The organism is Hymenobacter miniatus (genome assembly GCF_016427455.1).
GTDB lineage: Bacteria > Bacteroidota > Bacteroidia > Cytophagales > Hymenobacteraceae > Hymenobacter > Hymenobacter armeniacus.
On the sequence record NZ_JAELXR010000014.1, the window covers coordinates 124,092 to 141,776 of the forward strand.

The 17,685-nt window shown below is 63.5% G+C and carries 9 protein-coding genes; 1 reads left to right on the top strand and 8 read right to left on the bottom strand.

All coding sequences use genetic code 11. From position 1 onward, the window contains the following. Positions 1 to 16: 16 nt before the first annotated feature. The 7 genes from sov to JAO73_RS23410 form a co-directional block, all read right to left on the bottom strand. Complete coding sequence (sov, locus tag JAO73_RS19020; RefSeq protein WP_198978875.1) at positions 17 to 7,489, bottom strand: T9SS outer membrane translocon Sov/SprA; 7,473 nt, start codon at positions 7,487 to 7,489, stop codon at positions 17 to 19. A gap of 161 nt (positions 7,490 to 7,650) precedes the next feature. Beyond that, the gene (gene ruvA, locus JAO73_RS19025; RefSeq protein ID WP_198978876.1) at positions 7,651 to 8,256 is read right to left on the bottom strand and encodes a Holliday junction branch migration protein RuvA; all 606 of its coding nucleotides are present in this window, start codon (positions 8,254 to 8,256) and stop codon (positions 7,651 to 7,653) included. Positions 8,257 to 8,511: 255 nt separating this feature from the next. Next, positions 8,512 to 10,782 (bottom strand): NADP-dependent malic enzyme, encoded by a 2,271-nt coding sequence (locus JAO73_RS19030; RefSeq protein ID WP_198978879.1) that lies wholly within the window; start codon positions 10,780 to 10,782, stop codon positions 8,512 to 8,514. Positions 10,783 to 10,897: 115 nt separating this feature from the next. Further along, positions 10,898 to 13,057, bottom strand: a complete 2,160-nt coding sequence (locus JAO73_RS19035) for a LysM peptidoglycan-binding domain-containing protein (RefSeq protein ID WP_198978881.1) — start codon at positions 13,055 to 13,057, stop codon at positions 10,898 to 10,900. 148 nt (positions 13,058 to 13,205) lie between these two features. Then, entirely contained in the window at positions 13,206 to 14,636 is a 1,431-nt protein-coding gene (gatA, locus tag JAO73_RS19040) for an Asp-tRNA(Asn)/Glu-tRNA(Gln) amidotransferase subunit GatA (RefSeq protein ID WP_198978882.1), read from the bottom strand. A 28-nt stretch (positions 14,637 to 14,664) separates the two neighbouring features. Next, a complete protein-coding gene (locus JAO73_RS23405) occupies positions 14,665 to 15,135 on the bottom strand; it encodes a Sec-independent protein translocase subunit TatA/TatB (RefSeq protein WP_198978883.1) in 471 nt (156 codons plus the stop codon). A 42-nt stretch (positions 15,136 to 15,177) separates the two neighbouring features. Continuing rightward, the gene (locus JAO73_RS23410; protein WP_198978885.1) at positions 15,178 to 15,531 is read right to left on the bottom strand and encodes a Sec-independent protein translocase subunit TatA/TatB; all 354 of its coding nucleotides are present in this window, start codon (positions 15,529 to 15,531) and stop codon (positions 15,178 to 15,180) included. A 282-nt stretch (positions 15,532 to 15,813) separates the two neighbouring features. On the opposite strand from JAO73_RS23410, the gene JAO73_RS19055 reads away from it, so the two are divergent. After that, positions 15,814 to 16,746, top strand: a complete 933-nt coding sequence (locus tag JAO73_RS19055; protein WP_198978886.1) for a GAF domain-containing DNA-binding protein — start codon at positions 15,814 to 15,816, stop codon at positions 16,744 to 16,746. A 310-nt stretch (positions 16,747 to 17,056) separates the two neighbouring features. Here JAO73_RS19055 and JAO73_RS19060 read toward each other — a convergent pair. Then, on the bottom strand, positions 17,057 to 17,685 hold a 629-nt coding region (locus JAO73_RS19060), incomplete at its 5' end, for a murein hydrolase activator EnvC family protein (protein ID WP_198978887.1).

Sequence of the window (17,685 nt, forward strand, 5' to 3'; positions counted from 1 at the left end):
GCCGCTCCACTACCGCTTACTGCGTGAGGCTGTAGCGCAGCTGGATGCCGCCTTCGCTGGTAGAGTTGCGGAAGGCGTTGCTGATGCGCGGCGTGGTCACGGTCTGGCTGTAGTACAGCTGCAGGTTGAGGCGGGTGTTCAGTAAGTAGTCGATGGTGGGGCGCAGCTGCAGGGTTTTCGAGCCGTTGGTGATGGTGCTGCTGGCGCGGCCCAAGCTAGCGGGCAGGGCCGTTCCACCCGGCCCCTGCGTATTCACGGGGTCGTAGGTGTCGATGATGCTGCGCTGCACCGTGATGTTGTCGCGGATGCTGAGGTCGAGGCGGGCGGTGAGCTGGTTTTTCAGCACGCGCTGCTCGCCGCCCACCTTGAAGGGCAGTTTGAGGCTGTTGGTGGCATAGCCGAAGCCGATGATGAATTCGGTGGTCGACAGCTCCGTGACCTGGGCGTTGGAGGTGTTCAGCACCACGGCGCGGTCGGTGCGGTATTCGGCGCGGCCGGTCACCTTGCTCACCGTCTGAAAATTGACCCCGATGAGCGGCGCCAGGCGCTCCACGATGCTCACCTGCCCCAGAATGTAGTAGGGAATGAACTGGCCGGAGGTGGGGCTGCGCTGGGTGGGAAAACCGCCGAGTTCGTCGCTGTACACGTTGGCCGTGGTGTAGCTGCCCACGCTGTACACCGACGAATAGGCGTGGTTGAGGGTGAACGAGCTGAAGTAGCGCTTGATAAGCGGCAGCTGGGCAAAGCCGTTGTAGTCGACGCGCCAGTTGGGCAGGGGCAGCAGGGCAAAGGGGTTGAACTTCTCGGCTTTGTACCCGTCCGACGACTTGCCGTGGTAGGCGTCGATGAAGCTTTGCACCAGCACGTCCTGCGAGTTGTAGCCGTAGCCTGCATCGGGGTTGACGTTCGGCCCCGTGGCGGGGTTGGCCCGGGCCAGTCGGTCGCGCACGATGCCGCGGTTGTCGATGAAGCGCTGGAAGGCCTTCGACGACTCACCGTTGGCGCTCAAATCGCCAAACAAGGTCTGAATGGTAATGGTGGACGTGCTGAACGAACCCGTGCCCAACGACTGCGTCACGATGGGCGCATTGGGCGCCGCCACCAGCGTTATCGAATCGATTTGCCGGCGGTAGTAGGCATCGCGGTTGCGGGCCAGCTGCCGGCGCGCGTCCAGCTGAATGTTGAAGTCGCGGAAGGGCTCCAAGGCGGTGCGCAGGGTCAGGGTTTCGGTGAGCAGCGAGCTGAGCGGCGTGTTGAGGTATTCGCTTTGGGGCGTGTACCAGCCGTTGTCGCGGGCGCGCTCATAGAGGTCGGCCAGGCTGGGCTGCTCGCCCAAGATAAAGCCCAGGCCCGGCGCGGTCAGGTCGCGGTCGAGGCCGAACACCTTGGTTTTGGGCAGGTAGCCGGGCAGCAGCGTGCCGTTGGCGCGGGTGTAGGTGAAATTGAGGGAGCGGGCCGTCATCAGCGAGCGCAGCACGGCTTTCACAAAGCGGTTTTTCTCGCGGGTAGTGTCGGCCGCGGCGGGCACGGCAGGCGCACCGGGAGCCGCGCGGGTGGGTCGGGGCCGGTCCACGGGCGGCGGAGCGTTGTTGATGATGTTCAGGAACTTCACCTTGTTGTACAGCTTCACCAGGTCAATCTTGCCATTGGCGCTCAGTTCGGCGTTGTTCTGGATGGTGTTGCCCAGGTTCAGCTCTTTTGTATCGGTATTGTCAGGATTGGTGGGGTCCGCCAACGCCGTTTGTCCCAGCGGCGAGGCTTGCCAGCTGTAGGTGGCGGCGTAGCGGGTGTCGGCACTCAGCCAGTCGGTGAGCGGAAACTTGTCGAGCGGCAGGCGGTAGGTGAGGGCGGCCACCTGCGTGAAGTTGGTGGTGCGGCCGCCGCGCAGCAGGTTTTGCTGCAGCTGCTCGCGGTTGCGAATGGCCTCGTCGCTCACACCAATGGTGCGCCCGGTCCCTTCGTCCACCACGCCGCGGTTGGTGGCGGTGTAGTCGAAAATCAGGCTCTTGGTCAGGTCCCACTTCAGGTCGTAAATCCGGCTGATGTAGAACGACTTCTGAATCACGGGCGCGATGCCATCCGTCGACGGCAGGGTGCCGGCCGTCAGGATGCGCTGCAGGAACCGCTCGTTGTAGCGCCGGTCGATGTCGGTGCGGAACGAGAAGCGCGAGGGCAGCGGCGTGAAGTTGATTTCCTTGAAAATCTTCAGGTACGGGTTGTCCAGGGCCTTGAAGTTGGCCAGGGGCGTGTAGTTCTTGGGCGTGGTTTGGTACACGTAGGCCACGGCCGCGGTGTAGGACTTGGTGTAGTCGCGGTCGGTGCGGATGTCGGTGTGCAGGCGGTCGGTGAGTGAGTAGCTCAGGGCCACGTTCTCGATGTCCCAGGGCTTGGGCTTGGCCAGCGGGGCACCGGGCTTGGCGGGGCCGCGCTCCTTGCGCACGTTCAGCACCGAGATGCTGCGGCTGGTGGTTTGGTCGATGACCTTCTTGCGGTACTCGGCCTGGGCTTCGGAATTGATGCTGCCGTCGACTTTCTTGAACTTCTGCAGGCTTTGCTCCAGCTTGGTGTCGGGGTCGAGGGGGTCGTAGAGGGGCGAGCGGGTTTCCTGGCCAATCTGCAGCAGCACCGGCACGCGCAGGTGCAGCTGCTCGGGCAGGAACTTTTCGGCCGCTACCGTGGCGTTGAGGTCGCCGCGGAAGGTGTTGTCGATGGCGCGCTGCTGCACCTTGTCCTGCAGGCCGCCAAAGCCCACGCTGGTGTAGCTGCCGGTGGCCGTGATGTTGGCCAGGTCGGCCAGCTTCACGTTGAGGCGGGCCGTGGCCGCGTAGCCGGCCTGCTGCTCAAAGTCGAACACCCGGAATTCGTCGGCCCACAGGTTCACCGTTTTCGAGGTCTGGCTGGGGTCCACGTTGTCGGTGATGGGGTTCAGAATGCCCAGCATCACGCCCTGCACCGCCGAGAAGTCGGGGTTGCCCACCACGGTGATGGTGGCGCCGTTGGGCAAGTTCACCGTAAACGGCACCAATAAGTTCACCGTGGACTGCTGGTTGCGCTTGGCCTTGGCGTCGATGAAATCCTGGAAGGCCACGTCCACGCGGTTGGCCACGGGCCACACCTCGTCGGGGCTCGTGCCGGTGCGGGTGAGCTCCAAGGGCAGCGAGTATTCGTAGTAGTTCTGGGTGTAGTCGGTGCCGATGCGCAGGAAGGCGCGCACCTCGCCGTCGCGCATGCTGGGGTCTTCGCTGTCGCCGTGCAGGAACAGGCGCAGGCGCTTGTAGCGCAGCATGTTGATGGTGATGTTTTTGTAGGCCGCTTTGGCGTAGCCGTCGCGCAGGTTCACCACGGCCAGGCGCAAGCTCTGCTCGTTTTGCAGGCGCGAGGTGCTGCTGCTGCCATATTCCTTGTCGCGCTTGATGTCGGGGGGCGACACGTAGGGAATGCCGCCGCCCTGCGCCACGCCGTTTTCTTCCACGCTCACCGTCGACACGTTGAAGGCATCGGCATCGGTGAGCTGGTTTTGGGGCGGCACCGTGCCAGAGCGGTTATCAGTAATGCGGTAGTTGTAGCGGCGCCACTGGTTGGCCACAAACTGGGGCTGCACCAGGCGCAGCACCACCGGCTCCTGCCAGCCGGTCATGTACATGCGCAGGAAGCGAATCGACTTGAAGCCAAAGGGCTGCGTCGCGCCGCGCACCGTGGGGTTGTCGCGAATCGGAATCCGGAACTGGTACCACGTCACGTTGTCGCCCCCGATGTTGTTGGTCACCTTGTCGATGATGTAGTTCGAGCCCACGTCCAGCGTGCCGGGCCGCAGGCGCATGCGGTACTCGTAGTAGCGCTCCACGTCCTGCACCACGTTGTCACGGTTCAGGTCCTCTTTATCGGGGAAGGCCGTCGAGCTGAGCTGGCTGTTCTCGGGCGAGTTGCCTTCGTAGTTGTCGTAGTTTTTGTAGCGGCCCAGCAAGTTGGTGTTGCTCTGGTCGTAGCTGGGGTCGAGGTGGTGGCGGAAGTTGTCGGCCGAAGGGTCGGGCAGGCTCACAAAGGGCGCGCCGTATTGCGTCTGCTGGCGCTCATTGTCATCATTTACCCCATCCAAACCTACGTCCTGGGCAGTGCGGGCGCCCGGCGCGGCGTTGAAGGCATCGGTCAGAAACTGCTGGCGCGTCACGATGCCGTAGGGCGTTTTGCGCGAGACGCCGGTGGTGTCGGCCCCGGGCACGGGCAGGCCGTTTTCGAACTCGTGCTGGTTGTTGTCCTTCAGCACGTCCTCGCTCACGTTGCCCAGGTTCACCACCAAGTCGCCGCCGCTGATGTTGGGCGCGTTGGTGCCGTCGGTGTCGTACACGTTCACGCGCTCGGCGGGCGCATTGGGGTTGCTGTCTTTCAGAAACGGGTCCATCAGCCAGAACTCCAGGTACTCGATGTTGGCGTTGTCGAAATCCGTGTCGAAGGTGATGGCCCGGCTGATGCCCCCGAACTTGTTCACCAGCCCCGTGGCCGTGGCCTCGGTGCCCGTAAAGAATTTGCCCGCGTTGTCGATGCTCGGGTTGTAGTTGTAGGGGCCGCGCTCCTTCGGGAAATACGCCAGGTCGAAGGTGTACTCGAAGCCGTTGCCGGTCGAGCCCAGGTCCTTGTTCGGAAACACCTCGTCGCGCTTCACCCCGCGGGTGTAGTGGTTGGCCAGGTCGGCGCCGTTGATGTTGGTGGGCACGTTGGGCCCGCCGGTGTAATACGCTTGGTCGATGGTGTACCAGGCCAGCTTGGCGCGCTGGTAGTTGTAGGCCAGCCCGCCCACGCTGCTGCCCTGAATGGGCAAGGGCGTCGAGGCCAGGCGCCAGGCCGGAATGCTGGCCAGCCCGCCCAGCGTGTAGGGCGTGCGGGCGTTTTCAAAGTCGTCGATGTACGACACGCCGTTTTCACCGTTGCCCAGCTGCGAGCGGCCCGGCAGCAGCTTGGCAAACTCCCCGCTAAAGGCCACGGTCGAGATTTCCTTGGTCGAAATCAGCGGCAGCATGTCGAGGTACTTGGTCAGCACCCGGCTTTCTTTCCGGATGCTGCCGTCGAGGCCGACGATGGTGTTGTTGCCCGGCTCGTCGCCGATGTTCACGCGGTTGATGCCCGGCGCCTGGTTTTCGAGCAGGTGCAGGGCCGTGCCCCCAATGTTGGCGTCGTTGCTCAGCTTGTAGTCGAGGCGCACGCCCACCAGCTTGCGCGGCTGCACCTGCACCAGGGCGTTTTTCTCAAACTCCACCCGCAGCTCGTTGGCCGAGTTCAGGTAGGCCGGGTTCAGGATTTTCACCTTGGCCTGGTCGTAAAATACCTGGTAGTCGGTGCCTTCGGTCAGCAGCGTCGAGCCCGAGCGCACCCGCACCGAGCCCTGCGCAATGCCGATGCCCGGCAGGTTAATCTCGTCGGAGCTCGACCCGCCCTGGAAGCGCCCGCGCAGGAAAAACTTGTCCTTTTCCTGCACCTGCTGGGCGTCGCTCTGGGTCTGGTTGTACAGCTCCGAGTACACGTACTTGGTTATCAGGTCGGGCTCGCCGGCCAGCTGCGTGGCCAGATAGGAGCCAAACGGCTGCACGTTGGGGAAGATAATCTTGCCCAACTCCGGGTCGATGGTCACGCCCGGGAAGTAGTCGAAGTTGCCGTCGGGCAGCTTGTCGTTGTTGGAGTTCACGTGGTCGAGGTTCAGCACCTCAATCAGCGGGCGGTTGGCCAGGCGGGCACCCTCTTTCAGCGAAATCAGGTCGACGCCCGTTGCGTCGTCTTTGTAAATGATTTGCAGCTGGAAGTTGTCGCGCTGCAGCTGCGAGGCGTTCAGGGGATAGATGTTTTTCATCATCAAATCCCAGGTCGGCGTGTTGCGCGTCAGCAGGTTCGGGTTGTCCGGGTTCTGGCTCGGGTCCGTTATCAGGCCCACGCCGGGGTTGCTGGCGCGCAGCATCTTCAGAAACACCACTTCTTCGGGGCCGCGGGTGCTGTAGTCGTCCTGCGTTTCCCCCACCTTGTAGGTCTTGCCGTTGAAAATGTACTCGTAGCTCACGCCCAGCACCTGGTCGGGCAGCAGGGCCGTGTTCAGCGAGATGTAGCCCAGCTGGGCGTTGAAGGTGTATTCGCGGGTGTCGAGCTTGCGGGCGCGCACCCGTTCGTAGTCGATGTTCTTGCTCAGGCCCTGCCCGATTTGCAGGAAATCATCCACGCGCAGGTTGTCGCGGGCATCGCGGCTGCCGTTCACCACCACGGTCTGGTATTCGGTGTTGGCCTTGTTGTCGGCGGGCGCCTGAACGCTGGGCGAGCCAATGCGGTACTTCGCGCGGTACAAGCGCGACGGCTCGGCCAGGTCCATGAGCGTCACCACGTTGCGCAGGTTCTCGGTGGTGCGGTTGTCGTTGGTCACGTACACCTCCAGGCGGTTGATGGTGATGCCGCTCTGGATGGTGGGCAGGTTGCGCAGGGCTTGGTCGTACCGGTCGCGGAAGAACTGCGACAGGAAAAAGTGCCGGTCCTTCTCGTACTGGCTCACCTTGATTTCGTACTGCCGGCTCTGGGCGCCGTTCTGGATGCGCACCTCGTCGGCGGTGCCGCGCACGGTGGCGGCCACGGCCGTTACGCCCAGGTTGCCAAACTGCATCTGGGTCTTGATGCCGAACAGGTTCTGGCCGCCCTGCACCAGCGAGTTGGTGAGCGGCAGGCTCACGTTGCCCAGGTCCACCTTGCGCAGGATGTCGGTTTCCTCGCCGGCGTAGTCGAACTTCATCTGGTTGTCGAAGTCGAACGACGCCTTGGTGTCGTAGTTGAACACCAGCTTGAGCTTGGTGCCGATGGCCCCGGTCAGGTTGACGTTGATGTTCTGCTCAAACAGAAAGTCGCCCACGCTCTGCTGGCGCAGCGTCAGCGCGGGGTTCTCGTTTTTGTTAAAGCGGCCGCCAAACTTCATCGTCACCGAGCCCGCGGGCCGGATGTCGACGTAGCTGCCCCCGAAAATGCGGTTGGCAATGGGCCCGAGGTAAATTTTGGGTATCAGGCGCTGCGCCTGCGGGGTGCCGGGCGCGGCGGCCGGGCCGGTCACGCCGCCCTTGGCTTTTTCGCGGTAGTAGTTGGCCACGGCCTGCCGGCGCTGGTACTCTTCGTACTCCTTGTAGCTGAGCACGCTGGGGTCGCGGTAGTCGATGTCCTTCCCGACTTTTTCCTCTACGCTGAATTGTTTCAGGCTGTCGTCAACCTGCACGTTCAGTTTTACGTTCTTAGGCAACGGCAGCACCAGCGGCGAGGTGCGGCGGCGCTGCCCGAAGGGGCTGCCCGGCCGGTCCTGGGCCCGCACCCGCGGGCGCTTGCTGGGCTTGTACGGCCCCGTGGTATCCACCACCGCGCCCTTGGGGCGGGGGGTGTCGAGGGCAAGGGCGCGGCTGGCGCGCAGCCACGCTCCACCGAGGCGCGCCGAAGCCGTGGGCGAGGCCTGCGCCCACCACGCCACCAACGACGCAACCACAACGACCGACGCGGGGAGTAATTTCTGACCGGATTTCAAGCAGGATAAGTGGATAACGACGCCGGCCAAACGGCCCGCACCAAGCACGGCATTTTACGGAAGGTAGCAAGTCGGATGAGGCAACCCGTGCAGCAGCGCGAAAGCAATTTTCGCGCCGCGACTCAATGCGACTTCAAAGCAAATTTAATCAATTCCTCCACGCTCAGGTCGCTGCCGTGTTTCTGCTGAATCTGGTCCAGTTGCTTTTCGGCGGCGGCCCGCGCAAAGCCCAGGGTCACCAGAGCCTGCAACGCTTCGGCGCGGTGCGTATTGTGCTGGCGGGCCAGGGGCACGGTGTCGACGCCGGCTTTGGCCAGCAGCTCGTCCTTGCGCAGCTTGTCGCGCAGCTCCAATATCACGCGCTGGGCCGTCTTGGGGCCCACGCCTTTGATGGCCTGAATGGCCCGCACGTTCTCGTGCACGATGGCGTCGCGGATTTCGCCCACGCTCATGCTGCTCACCATCACGATGCCCGTGCCCGGCCCGATGCCCGACACCGAAATCAACTGCATAAACAGCGCCTTTTCGTTGGGGTCCAGGAAGCCGTACAGCGTCTGCCCGTCTTCCTTGATGTGCTGGTAGGTGTAAATTTTGGTGGCCGCGCCCTCGGCGGGCAGCTTCGAATACGTGGCCAGCGAAATGCGAACTTCGTAGCCCACGCCGAGGATGTCGACGATGGCTAAGGTGGCGTCTTTGTAAGCTAGTTTACCGTCGAGGTAGGCAATCATAGAGCGGGAAAGGAGGAACGAGAAAAGCGCTTTAGTAGCTAGGCAACACCCGGAACGGGGTTTTCCCTCCCAAATTTACTGGCTTTTCGGCCAAAAATTTTGGGCGAAATGAAGAAGTTGCTGAGGGGCTGGAAAGGACATAAAAAGAACGTCATGCAGAGCGAAGCATCTCGCGTGCCATAGTAAATGAAATACTTCGGCACGCGAGATGCTTCGCTTCGCTCTGCATGACGTTCTTGCTAAATCGGCGGATACCTACAGCGCCTTGCTGCCCATCTGCGCGTCGACCACGGCAATGGAGGCCATGTTCACAATGTCGCGCACGCTCGCGCCCAGCTGCAGGATGTGCACCGGCTTGCGCATGCCCATCAGCACCGGGCCGATGACTTCGGCGCCGCCGATTTCCTGCAGCACCTTGTAGGCGATGTTGCCCGACTCCACGTTGGGGAAGATGAGCGTGTTGGCGCCCTTTTCGGCCAGCGGCGAGAAGTCGTAGTGCTCCTGCAGCAGCTGCGGGCTCAGGGCCACGTTGGCCTGCATTTCGCCGTCGATGAGCAGGTCGGGGAAGCGGGCTTTGGCCAGCTCCGTGGCGCGGCGCGTCTTCTCGGGCAGCGGGCCGGCGTTGGAGCCGAAGTTGGAGTAGCTGATGACGGCAATGCGCGGCTCGGTGTCGAAGAAGCGCACGGCGCGGGCCGTCAGGCCGATAATCTCCACCATTTCCTCGGCCGTGGGGTTGATGTTCACCGTGGTGTCGGCAAAGAAATACGGGCCTTTCTTGTGCTGAATGATGTACATCGACGCCACGCGGCGCACGCCGTCCTCGGTGCCCACCACCTGCAGCGAGGGAATGATGCTTTTGCCGTAGTCCTTGGTGAGGCCGGTGATGCAGGCGTCGGCCTCGCCGGTTTCCACCATCATGGCGGCGAAGTAGTTGCGCTCGCGCATCAGGCGGCGGCCTTCGTACAGCGTCATGCCGCGGCGCTGGCGCTTGCCGTAGAGGATGGCCGCGTACTCGTCGCGCTTGGCGTCCTGCTTCAGGATGTTGATGATTTCGCAGCCCTCCAGGTCGAGGCTGTTTTCGCGGGCAATGGTTTCGATTTTCTCCTGCGGCCCGAGCAAAATGGGAAAGCAAATGCCCTCGTCGCGCAGAATCTGGGCGGCTTTGAGAATCTTGTAGTTGTCGGCCTCAGCAAATACCACGCGCTTGGGATTGGCACGGGCGGCCGAGGTCATGCGGTTCATTAGCTTCTGGTTCACGCCCAGGCGGGCGCGGAGCTGGTCTTCGTAGGCCGTCCAGTCGGTAATGGGCGCCTTGGCCACGCCGCTTTCCATGGCCGCCTTGGCCACGGCCGGGCTCACGGTGGTGATGAGGCGCGGGTCGAGCGGCTTGGGAATCAAGTAATTACGCCCAAAGGCCAAGGTGTTGTCGCCGTAGGCTTTGTTCACCATCTCGGGCACGGGCTCCTTGCTCAGCTCGGCCAGGGCGTGCACCGCCGCCAGCTTCATGGCTTCGTTGATTTCGGTGGCGCGCACGTCCAGCGCCCCCCGGAAAATGTAGGGGAAGCCCAGCACGTTGTTCACCTGGTTGGGGTGGTCGGAGCGGCCGGTGGCCATGATGAGGTCGTCGCGCGTGGCCATGGCCAGTTGGTAGCTCACCTCGGGGTCGGGGTTGGCCAGGGCAAAGACGATGGGGTTGTCGGCCATCTTCAGCAGCAGGCCGGCGGGCAGCACGTTGGCCGCCGACAAGCCCAAAAACACGTCGGCGCCCTCCAAGGCTTCCTCCAGGTTGTTGACGGCCCGCGTGGTGGCAAACTGCATCTGAATGGGCGCCAGGTTGGTACGACGCTCGTGAATGAGGCCGTCCTTATCGAACACCACGATGTTTTCCTTTTTCAGCCCCAGCGCCAGGTACAGCCGCAGGCACGACACGGCCGCGGCGCCCGCCCCGCTCACCACCAGCTGCACTTCGTCAATCTTCTTGCCCACGATTTCCAGCGCGTTCAGCAAGGCGGCCGAGGTGATGATGGCCGTGCCGTGCTGGTCGTCGTGCATCAGCGGAATGTTCATCTTATCGCGCAGTTCCGTCTCGATACGGAAACATTCCGGCGCTTTGATGTCCTCCAGATTGATGCCGCCGAACGTGGGTTCCAGCGACTTCACAATCTTAATAAACTCGTCGGGGTCGGTGGCGTCAATCTCAATGTCGAAGCAGTCGATGCCGGCAAACTTCTTGAACAGCACGCCCTTGCCTTCCATTACCGGCTTGGAGGCGGCCGGGCCGATGTTGCCCAGGCCCAACACCGCCGTGCCGTTCGAAATCACGGCCACCAGGTTGCCCTTGGCGGTGTACTTGTACACGTCGTCGGGGTTTTCGGCAATGGCTTTGCAGGGCTCGGCCACGCCGGGCGAGTAGGCCAGGGCCAGGTCGAGCTGGGTGCTCACGGGCTTGGTGGGAATCACCTCAATCTTGCCGGCGGGCTCCTGCGAGTGGTAGTTGAGGGCGTCTTGTTTATTTATTTTCAGCATCGGGAATCCTTCGGAAATGGAAACGGCCACGCGGGCAGCGTGGCCGTGTAAGGCGAAATTAGGGCGAAAAGCGTGGCAATGCCGGGTTTACTCTTTATTTCCCCTGCGCCGCGCCTCAGCTCTGGGGCACCAGCAGCTTCTGGCCCAGCTTCACTTCGTCCGAAGTGAGGTGGTTCACTTCGCGCAACTGCTGCACGCTCACCCCAAAGCGGCGCGAGATGTTGAAGAGGGTGTCGCCGGGCTGCACCAAGTGCACTTTACCCGTCAGCTCCGCCTTGCGGGAGTCGGTCTTGTTGGCTGCAGCCAATGCCTTTTCCGTCGTTTTCTGGTGCCAACGCGCCGCCTCTCCCACCTCGACCGGCGCGCTGAACACCAGCCGCTGGCCCAGCACCACGTTTTCGGAGGGCAGCTTGTTCCAAGTCACCAGCTGGGCCACGCTCACGCCGTGCTCGCGGGCCAGCTTGGTAAGGTTGTCGCCCCTGCGCACGGTGTAGGGGCCAGCCGGGGCGGCGGCTTCGGCGGCTGTGGCTTCGGCCGCGGCGGGCTCCTCAACTTCTTCGGGCTCGGCCGCCGCCATGGCTTTTTCGGCACGCTTGGCTTCGGTGGCCTGCGCCTGGGCGGCGCGGCGGGCGGCCACGCGTGCCTGCGCCTCAGCCACCGCCTGCTGAATGGCCTGCCGCTGCCGAATGGCCACCAGGCGGGCTTCCTGCAGCTTTTCCTGGCGCACCAGCTCCTGCACGCGCGCCACTTCGCGGGCGTTGGCTTCGGCCTGCTCCTTGCGGGCAGCCGCTTCCTCAGCCGAGGCCACGGGCCGCACGGGGCGGGGCGTTGGCGCCACGGCCACGGCTTCCACCGGGGCTTTGGCCGTAGCGGGCGCGGCGGCCGGCAGGGGCACAAACACCACCAGCTGCTTGCCCGGCTTCAGGGACTTGCCCTTGGGCAGGTCGTTCCAGCGCCGCAGCTGGGCCTGGCTGACGTCAAACCGCTCAGCCAGGCTGGCCAGCGTTTCGCCGCGCTTCACCTTGTGGGGCACGCGGCGGAAACGCGGCGCTTCGGCCTCGGCTTCGGCGCGCGGGCCGCCGCTGGCGGCCAGCAGCTGCTTGCTCTGCCAGGGCTCCACGCCCTCCAGGCGGGGCGGCAGGGCGGCCAGGGCCTGCGGAAGCGCCGCCGTTGGCTGGCAGTAGTCCAGCAAGGTGTTGCGGTCCACATCGCCCAGGTGCACCGCCGCCGAGGCTGGGAAGCGCACCACATAGGAGCGGTAGCCCGCCGGCAGCGCCGCCCGCCGCAGTTCCGGGTTGAAGCGGGTGAGGTACAGGGAATCTGCGTAGCCGCAGGCGCGGCTCAGGCGGCGCAGGTCGAAGGCGCGGCCGCGCAGCCCCAGGGTGTCCAGCGCCTCGGCGTATTGGTACTGCAGCTTGTCGGTGCGCAGGCCGTGGGCCTCGGCGTACTTCATGCTGTACATGATGGCCGTGAAAGTGGGCACGTAGTTGCGCGTTTCGGCCGGCATGTGCGGGTACAGGTCCCAGAAAGTCTTTTTGCCGGTGCGGCGCATCACGCGCTGCACGCTGCCCGCGCCCCAGTTGTAGGCGGCCAGCACCAACTCCCAGTCATGAAACACGCCGTAGAGGTAGCGCAGGTGCTTGCAGGCGGCCTCGGTGGCTTTTTCGGGGGCCATGCGCTCGTCTATCCACTCGTCGCGCTTCAGGTTGAGGTCGCCGGCGGTGGGGCCCATGAACTGCCAGAGGCCGGTGGCCCCCACCGGCGACTTGGCCGTGGGTATCAGGGCCGATTCCACCACGGCCAGGTATTTCAGGTCGGTGGGCAGGTTGTACTTGGCGAGGTATTTCTCGAAGATGGGGAAGTAGAAGTTTTCGCGCTCCAGCACGCGCTGCATGTAGCTGCGGTTGCGGGCCGTGAACAGGGTCACGTAGGCCATCACCGAATTGTTGAACTGGTGCGGCACGTCGGTCTCGAAGCAGCCCACGCGGTCGCACACCAAGTCGCGCAGGGTGGGCGGGGTGCGCAGCCATTCCAACCGGGCCGAGTCGACCTGTTGGGGCACGGCCACCAACGAATCGGGTTGCAGCTCCAGGCGCACCCGCACGGTGTCGCCCAACAGCGCTGGCATCGTGGCATTTACCCGGCTAGCCGAGTCCGGCTGCGGTACTTGCTGGGCCATGGTTTTCGGCAGCGGCAGCAGCAGCCCAAGCAGCCCCAGGCCCAGCCAACGGCGGCTGCCACGAGGCGTTTTCACGTGCTTAATCCCTTGCTTCATAGCACTAAGATAGGCGATGGGTAAAGAAGTTGTAGAGATGAAATGAAAATTTCCTTACGCGCGGCAACAAGGTTTGGGTGACAGCCAGGCAAAAAAATACCCCGACCAGCAGGCCGGGGCATTTGTCAAGAGCAAAACGGTTTTGGTTCTACGCTACTACTTCCTCCGTGAGCGTGCTGGCAAAAGCCAGCAGTTCCGCCTCGCGGAAGGCACCGGCCATCACCTGCAGGCCGATGGGCAGGCCGGCGGCGTCCTCCCCTACCGGCACCGAAATGGCGGGCACGCCGGCCAGCGAGGCCTGCACCGTGAAAATGTCGGCCAGGTACATCGAAACCGGGTCCTGCTTCTCGCCCAGCTTGAAAGCCGTGGTGGGCGTGGTGGGCAGCACCAGGAAGTCGTATTGGCGTAGCAGCTCATCGGTTTTCTCCTTGATGAGCCGGCGCACGCGCTGAGCCTTGGTGTAGTACGCGTCGTAGTAGCTGGCGCTGAGCACGAAGGTGCCGAGCAGAATGCGCCGCTGCACTTCGGCCCCGAAGCCCTGGGCCCGGCTCTTTTTGTAAAGCGACTCCAAATCGGTGGCATCCGGGGCACGGTAGCCGTACTTCACCCCGTCGAAGCGGCCCAGGTTGGAGCTGGCTTCGGCCGTGGTGAGGATGTAGTAGGTCGGAATCATGTAGTCGAGGTAGGGAAACTCCACGGCCTCCACCACGTGGCCCTGGCCGCGCAGAATGTCCAACTGCGTTTCCAGCGCCGCCTTGATTTCGGGGTTCAGGCCCTCGCTGTCCACGGCGTCGGCGATGTAGCCAATGCGGTAGTGGGGCGCGGGCGTGAGCAGCTGGCTGTAGTGGGGCACTTCGCGCTGGCTGGCGGTGCTGTCCATGCCATCGGGGCCGGCCATTACTTCGAGCAGCAAAGCCGCATCGGCCACCGAGCGGGTGATGGGCCCAATCTGGTCGAACGACGACGCAAACGCCACCAGCCCGTAGCGCGAGATGCGCGAGTACGTGGGCTTGAAGCCCACCACCCCGCAAAACGCCGCCGGCTGGCGCACCGAGCCGCCCGTGTCGGAGCCAATCGAAGCCAGGCACATGTCGGCCTGCACGGCCACGGCCGAGCCGCCCGACGAGCCGCCGGGCACGCGCTCGGGGTCGGCGGCGTTGCGGGCCGGGCCGAAGTAGGAGGTTTCGTTGGAGCCACCCATGGCAAACTCGTCGCAGTTCTGGCGGCCGATGAGGATGGCGTCGGCGTCGAGCAGGCGCTGCACGGCCGTGCCGGTAAAGAGCGACTTGAAGCCGTCGAGCATCAGGCTGCTGCTTTGCAGCGAATGCCCGGCGTAGGCCAGCACGTCTTTGATGCCAATGACCATGCCTGCCAGCGGCCCAGCGGTACCGGCCGCCAGCTTGGCATCTACGGCGTCGGCCTGGGCGCGGGCCTCGTCGGGCCACACTTCCAAGAAGGCGTTGAGGGTGGGGTTCTGGCGCTCGATGTTGCCCAGGTAATACTCAACGAGCTGCCGGCAGGACGTGGTGCCCGCCGCCAGCTCGCTACGAACTTCGGATAAAGACTGAAAACGCTTCAAACTACTTGCAGATTAGGTGCGCCCAAAGTTAGGCATCAGCGCTAGGACTGGCGTTGGCCGGAATGTAGGGCTGCCGGGGCTGGGTGCCTTCCGGGGCCATATTGGGCGGCAGCTGGTGCGCCACCGGCGGCGCGGGTTCCGGGGCCGGGTTGGGCTCCGGGATGTTGGGATGCTGCAGGTACTCGGCATCGGCCGTAGGAGCCACGTAGGCGGGCGTGGCCCAGGGGTCGAAGCCGGAACCAGTTTCCGCGTTGGGCGCGGGCTGCGGCGCAGGGTAAGGGTTTTGGGGGCCGTAGCCGTTTTGCTGCGCATAATTATTCGGCTGAGCCGGCTGGCCGGCCTGCTCAAACTCGCGCCGAATCTCCGTGCTAGCGTCTTTGAATTCGCGAATGCCCTTGCCCAGACCCCGCGCCAGTTCTGGAATCTTGTTGGCGCCAAAGAAAATGAGGATGACCACCATGATGAGAATCACCTCCGAACCACCGATATCACCAAACATACGAAAGGAGCTTAATGGGTAAAATAGAAGGACAAGCCGGCTTTACTGGCGTGGCTGGCCGTTGGGGTCGTTGGGGTTGTAAGCCGGCGGAGCGGGCTGTTGATAACCTTGTTGCGGAGCGCCCTGCTGCGGATACCCTTGCGGGGGCTGCTGCGGGTACCCCTGTTGGGGGTATTGCTGCTGATAGGGCGGCACCGGCGCACCGGGCTGGTCGCGGTATTGGGGCTGCTGCTCTTCGGGCTTGGCGGTGGCGTCTTTGAACTCGCGCACGCCCTGGCCCATGCCCCGGAACAGCTCAGGAATACGCTTGGCCCCAAACAACAGGATGATAACGAACAGGATAAGCAGGATTTCGGTGGTGCCGAAGCTGCCGATTAGAAACAGGGGATGATGCATGAGCGGGTGGGCGCCACGGCCCGGTTTGGGATGATAAAAGAGGATATACGTAGCCGAACGCCGTTTGGAGTACCAAAGATACCCGATAGGAGGTGTTTGCTGAATGAAGCTGCCGTTTGGTAGATAAAGCGCGGGGGTTGACCGGTCCCCTGCTGCGGTTCGACGGGAATACTGCAGTGCGCTGAAACTCATATCTTAGCTTTGTACACTCTGCATGCCGCCCTGCCTTCTTCATTTACCCACAGGTCGAAACCGCTCTTGCTAACCGCTGTGAATCCTTCCTTGAACGCTACCCCTCCCGATGAAACCCTGCGCCAGGTAAACGAAGCCGACCGCCTTGAAGCGCTGCGCAGCTATCAGATTCTCGACACGGGCCAGGAGCAGGTGTTCACCGACATCGCGCAGCTTTCGGCTTTTATCTGCGGCACGCCCATTTCCTTGGTTTCGCTCATCGACGACAGCCGCCAATGGTTTAAGGCCCACGTGGGCCTCCAAACCCAGCAGACCCCGCGCGAACACGCTTTTTGCCAGTACGCCATGCGGGCCAGCGACGTGTACGAAGTGTACGACGCCACCGCCGACGCGCGATTTGCCAATAACCCCCTCGTGACCAGCGACCCCAACATTCGCTTCTACGCCGGGGCCCCGCTGCTCTCGCCCGAAGGCCAGCCCCTGGGCACGCTCTGCGCCATCGACACGGTGCCGCGCGTGCTCACAGCCGACCAGCGCGATGCCCTGCGCATTCTGGCCCGGCAGGTAATGGCCCAACTAGAACTGCGTCGTGTCCGGCTGCAGCTCGAAGACGAGCGGCAGAAGCTGGAAGGCGTGCTGCGCATGGCCAACCGCACCGGCGACTCCCTGTATGCCAACAACCGCACCGAGATATTCGTGAAACAGGACCAGCGCTTGGTGCGCGTGCTCACCGCCGACCTGCAGTACATAGAAGCCCTCGGCGACTACGTGAACCTGCACACCACCCGCGAGCGCCTCACCATGTACGGCACCATGAAGGACCTCGAAACCAAGCTGCCGGTGCGCGACTTTGCCCGTATCCACCGCAAATACATCGTGCGCCTCGACCGCATCGTGTCCATTGAGGCCGACGCGGCCCTGCTCGACGGCGTGCGCGACGGCTCTGGGCCGCGCACGCCGGTGCGCGTGCCCATCGGCAGCTCCTACAAGGCCGGCTTGCTAGCCCGCCTCAACCTGATATAAGCCCGGCCACGGCCGGGCTTTGCGCCCAGCCAAACGCGCCGTTCGCCGGTTCACAGTGGCCGTTCACCGAGTTGCCCGGCAAGGCACTAGCCAAGGCTGCCATCTTTGTTTCGGTTATCGGTTGGGGCTGCTAGTAGCCGCTTCTGCCGACAGCTAAGTTTGTTTTCATAGCTCAGAAAGACACCGCGCTTTGCTCGGTGTTTTTTTTTAAAGGTTGGTGTTGAAAAGGCCCCTCGATGTTCGACAAGCGCAGTGCGCTGTCGAACATCGAGGGGCCTTTTCAATTCGTGGCTGGTGGGATGGGCTACTTCTACTTCCGCCCCAGCCAGTTTTCGGGGTTCAGGTTGGCCGAATTGTGCCACACCTGAAACTGCACTTCGGACGTGCCTTCGGCCGACGTAGCCACCGTGCCGATGACCTCGCGGGCGCTCACGCGCTGGCCTTCGTGCACGCTCACCGAGCGCAGCTTGGCGTACACGGTGAAGAAGTCGCCGTGCTGAATCATGACGATGGTGTTCATGCCCGCGATGTTGGCGATGGTGAGCACCTTGCCATCGAAGCAGGAACGCACGGCCTCTCCTTCCCCAGTCTGAATGTCGATGCCGCGGTTTTCGACGGTTACGTTTTTCAGCACCGGGTGCGGGTGGCGGCCAAAGTGCTGGCTGATGAAGCCGCGGCTCACCGGCCACGGCAGACGGCCGCGGTTGCCAGAGAAGGACGAGGACGCCAGCGCCGTTTCGGGCGTGAGGGCAATGCGCACGGCGCGGCGGTCGGCGGCTTTCTCGGCGGCGGTTTCGGGGGCGTCGCTTTCCGGGGCGGCAGTGGGGTCATCATCGGCGGCGGCCGAAGCGGTTTCGGGGTCGCGGCGCAGCAGTTCAATGCCCCGCCGGAAGCCGCCGGCCTTCATCAGCTTCATGTTCACGCCGTGAAACTGGCGGG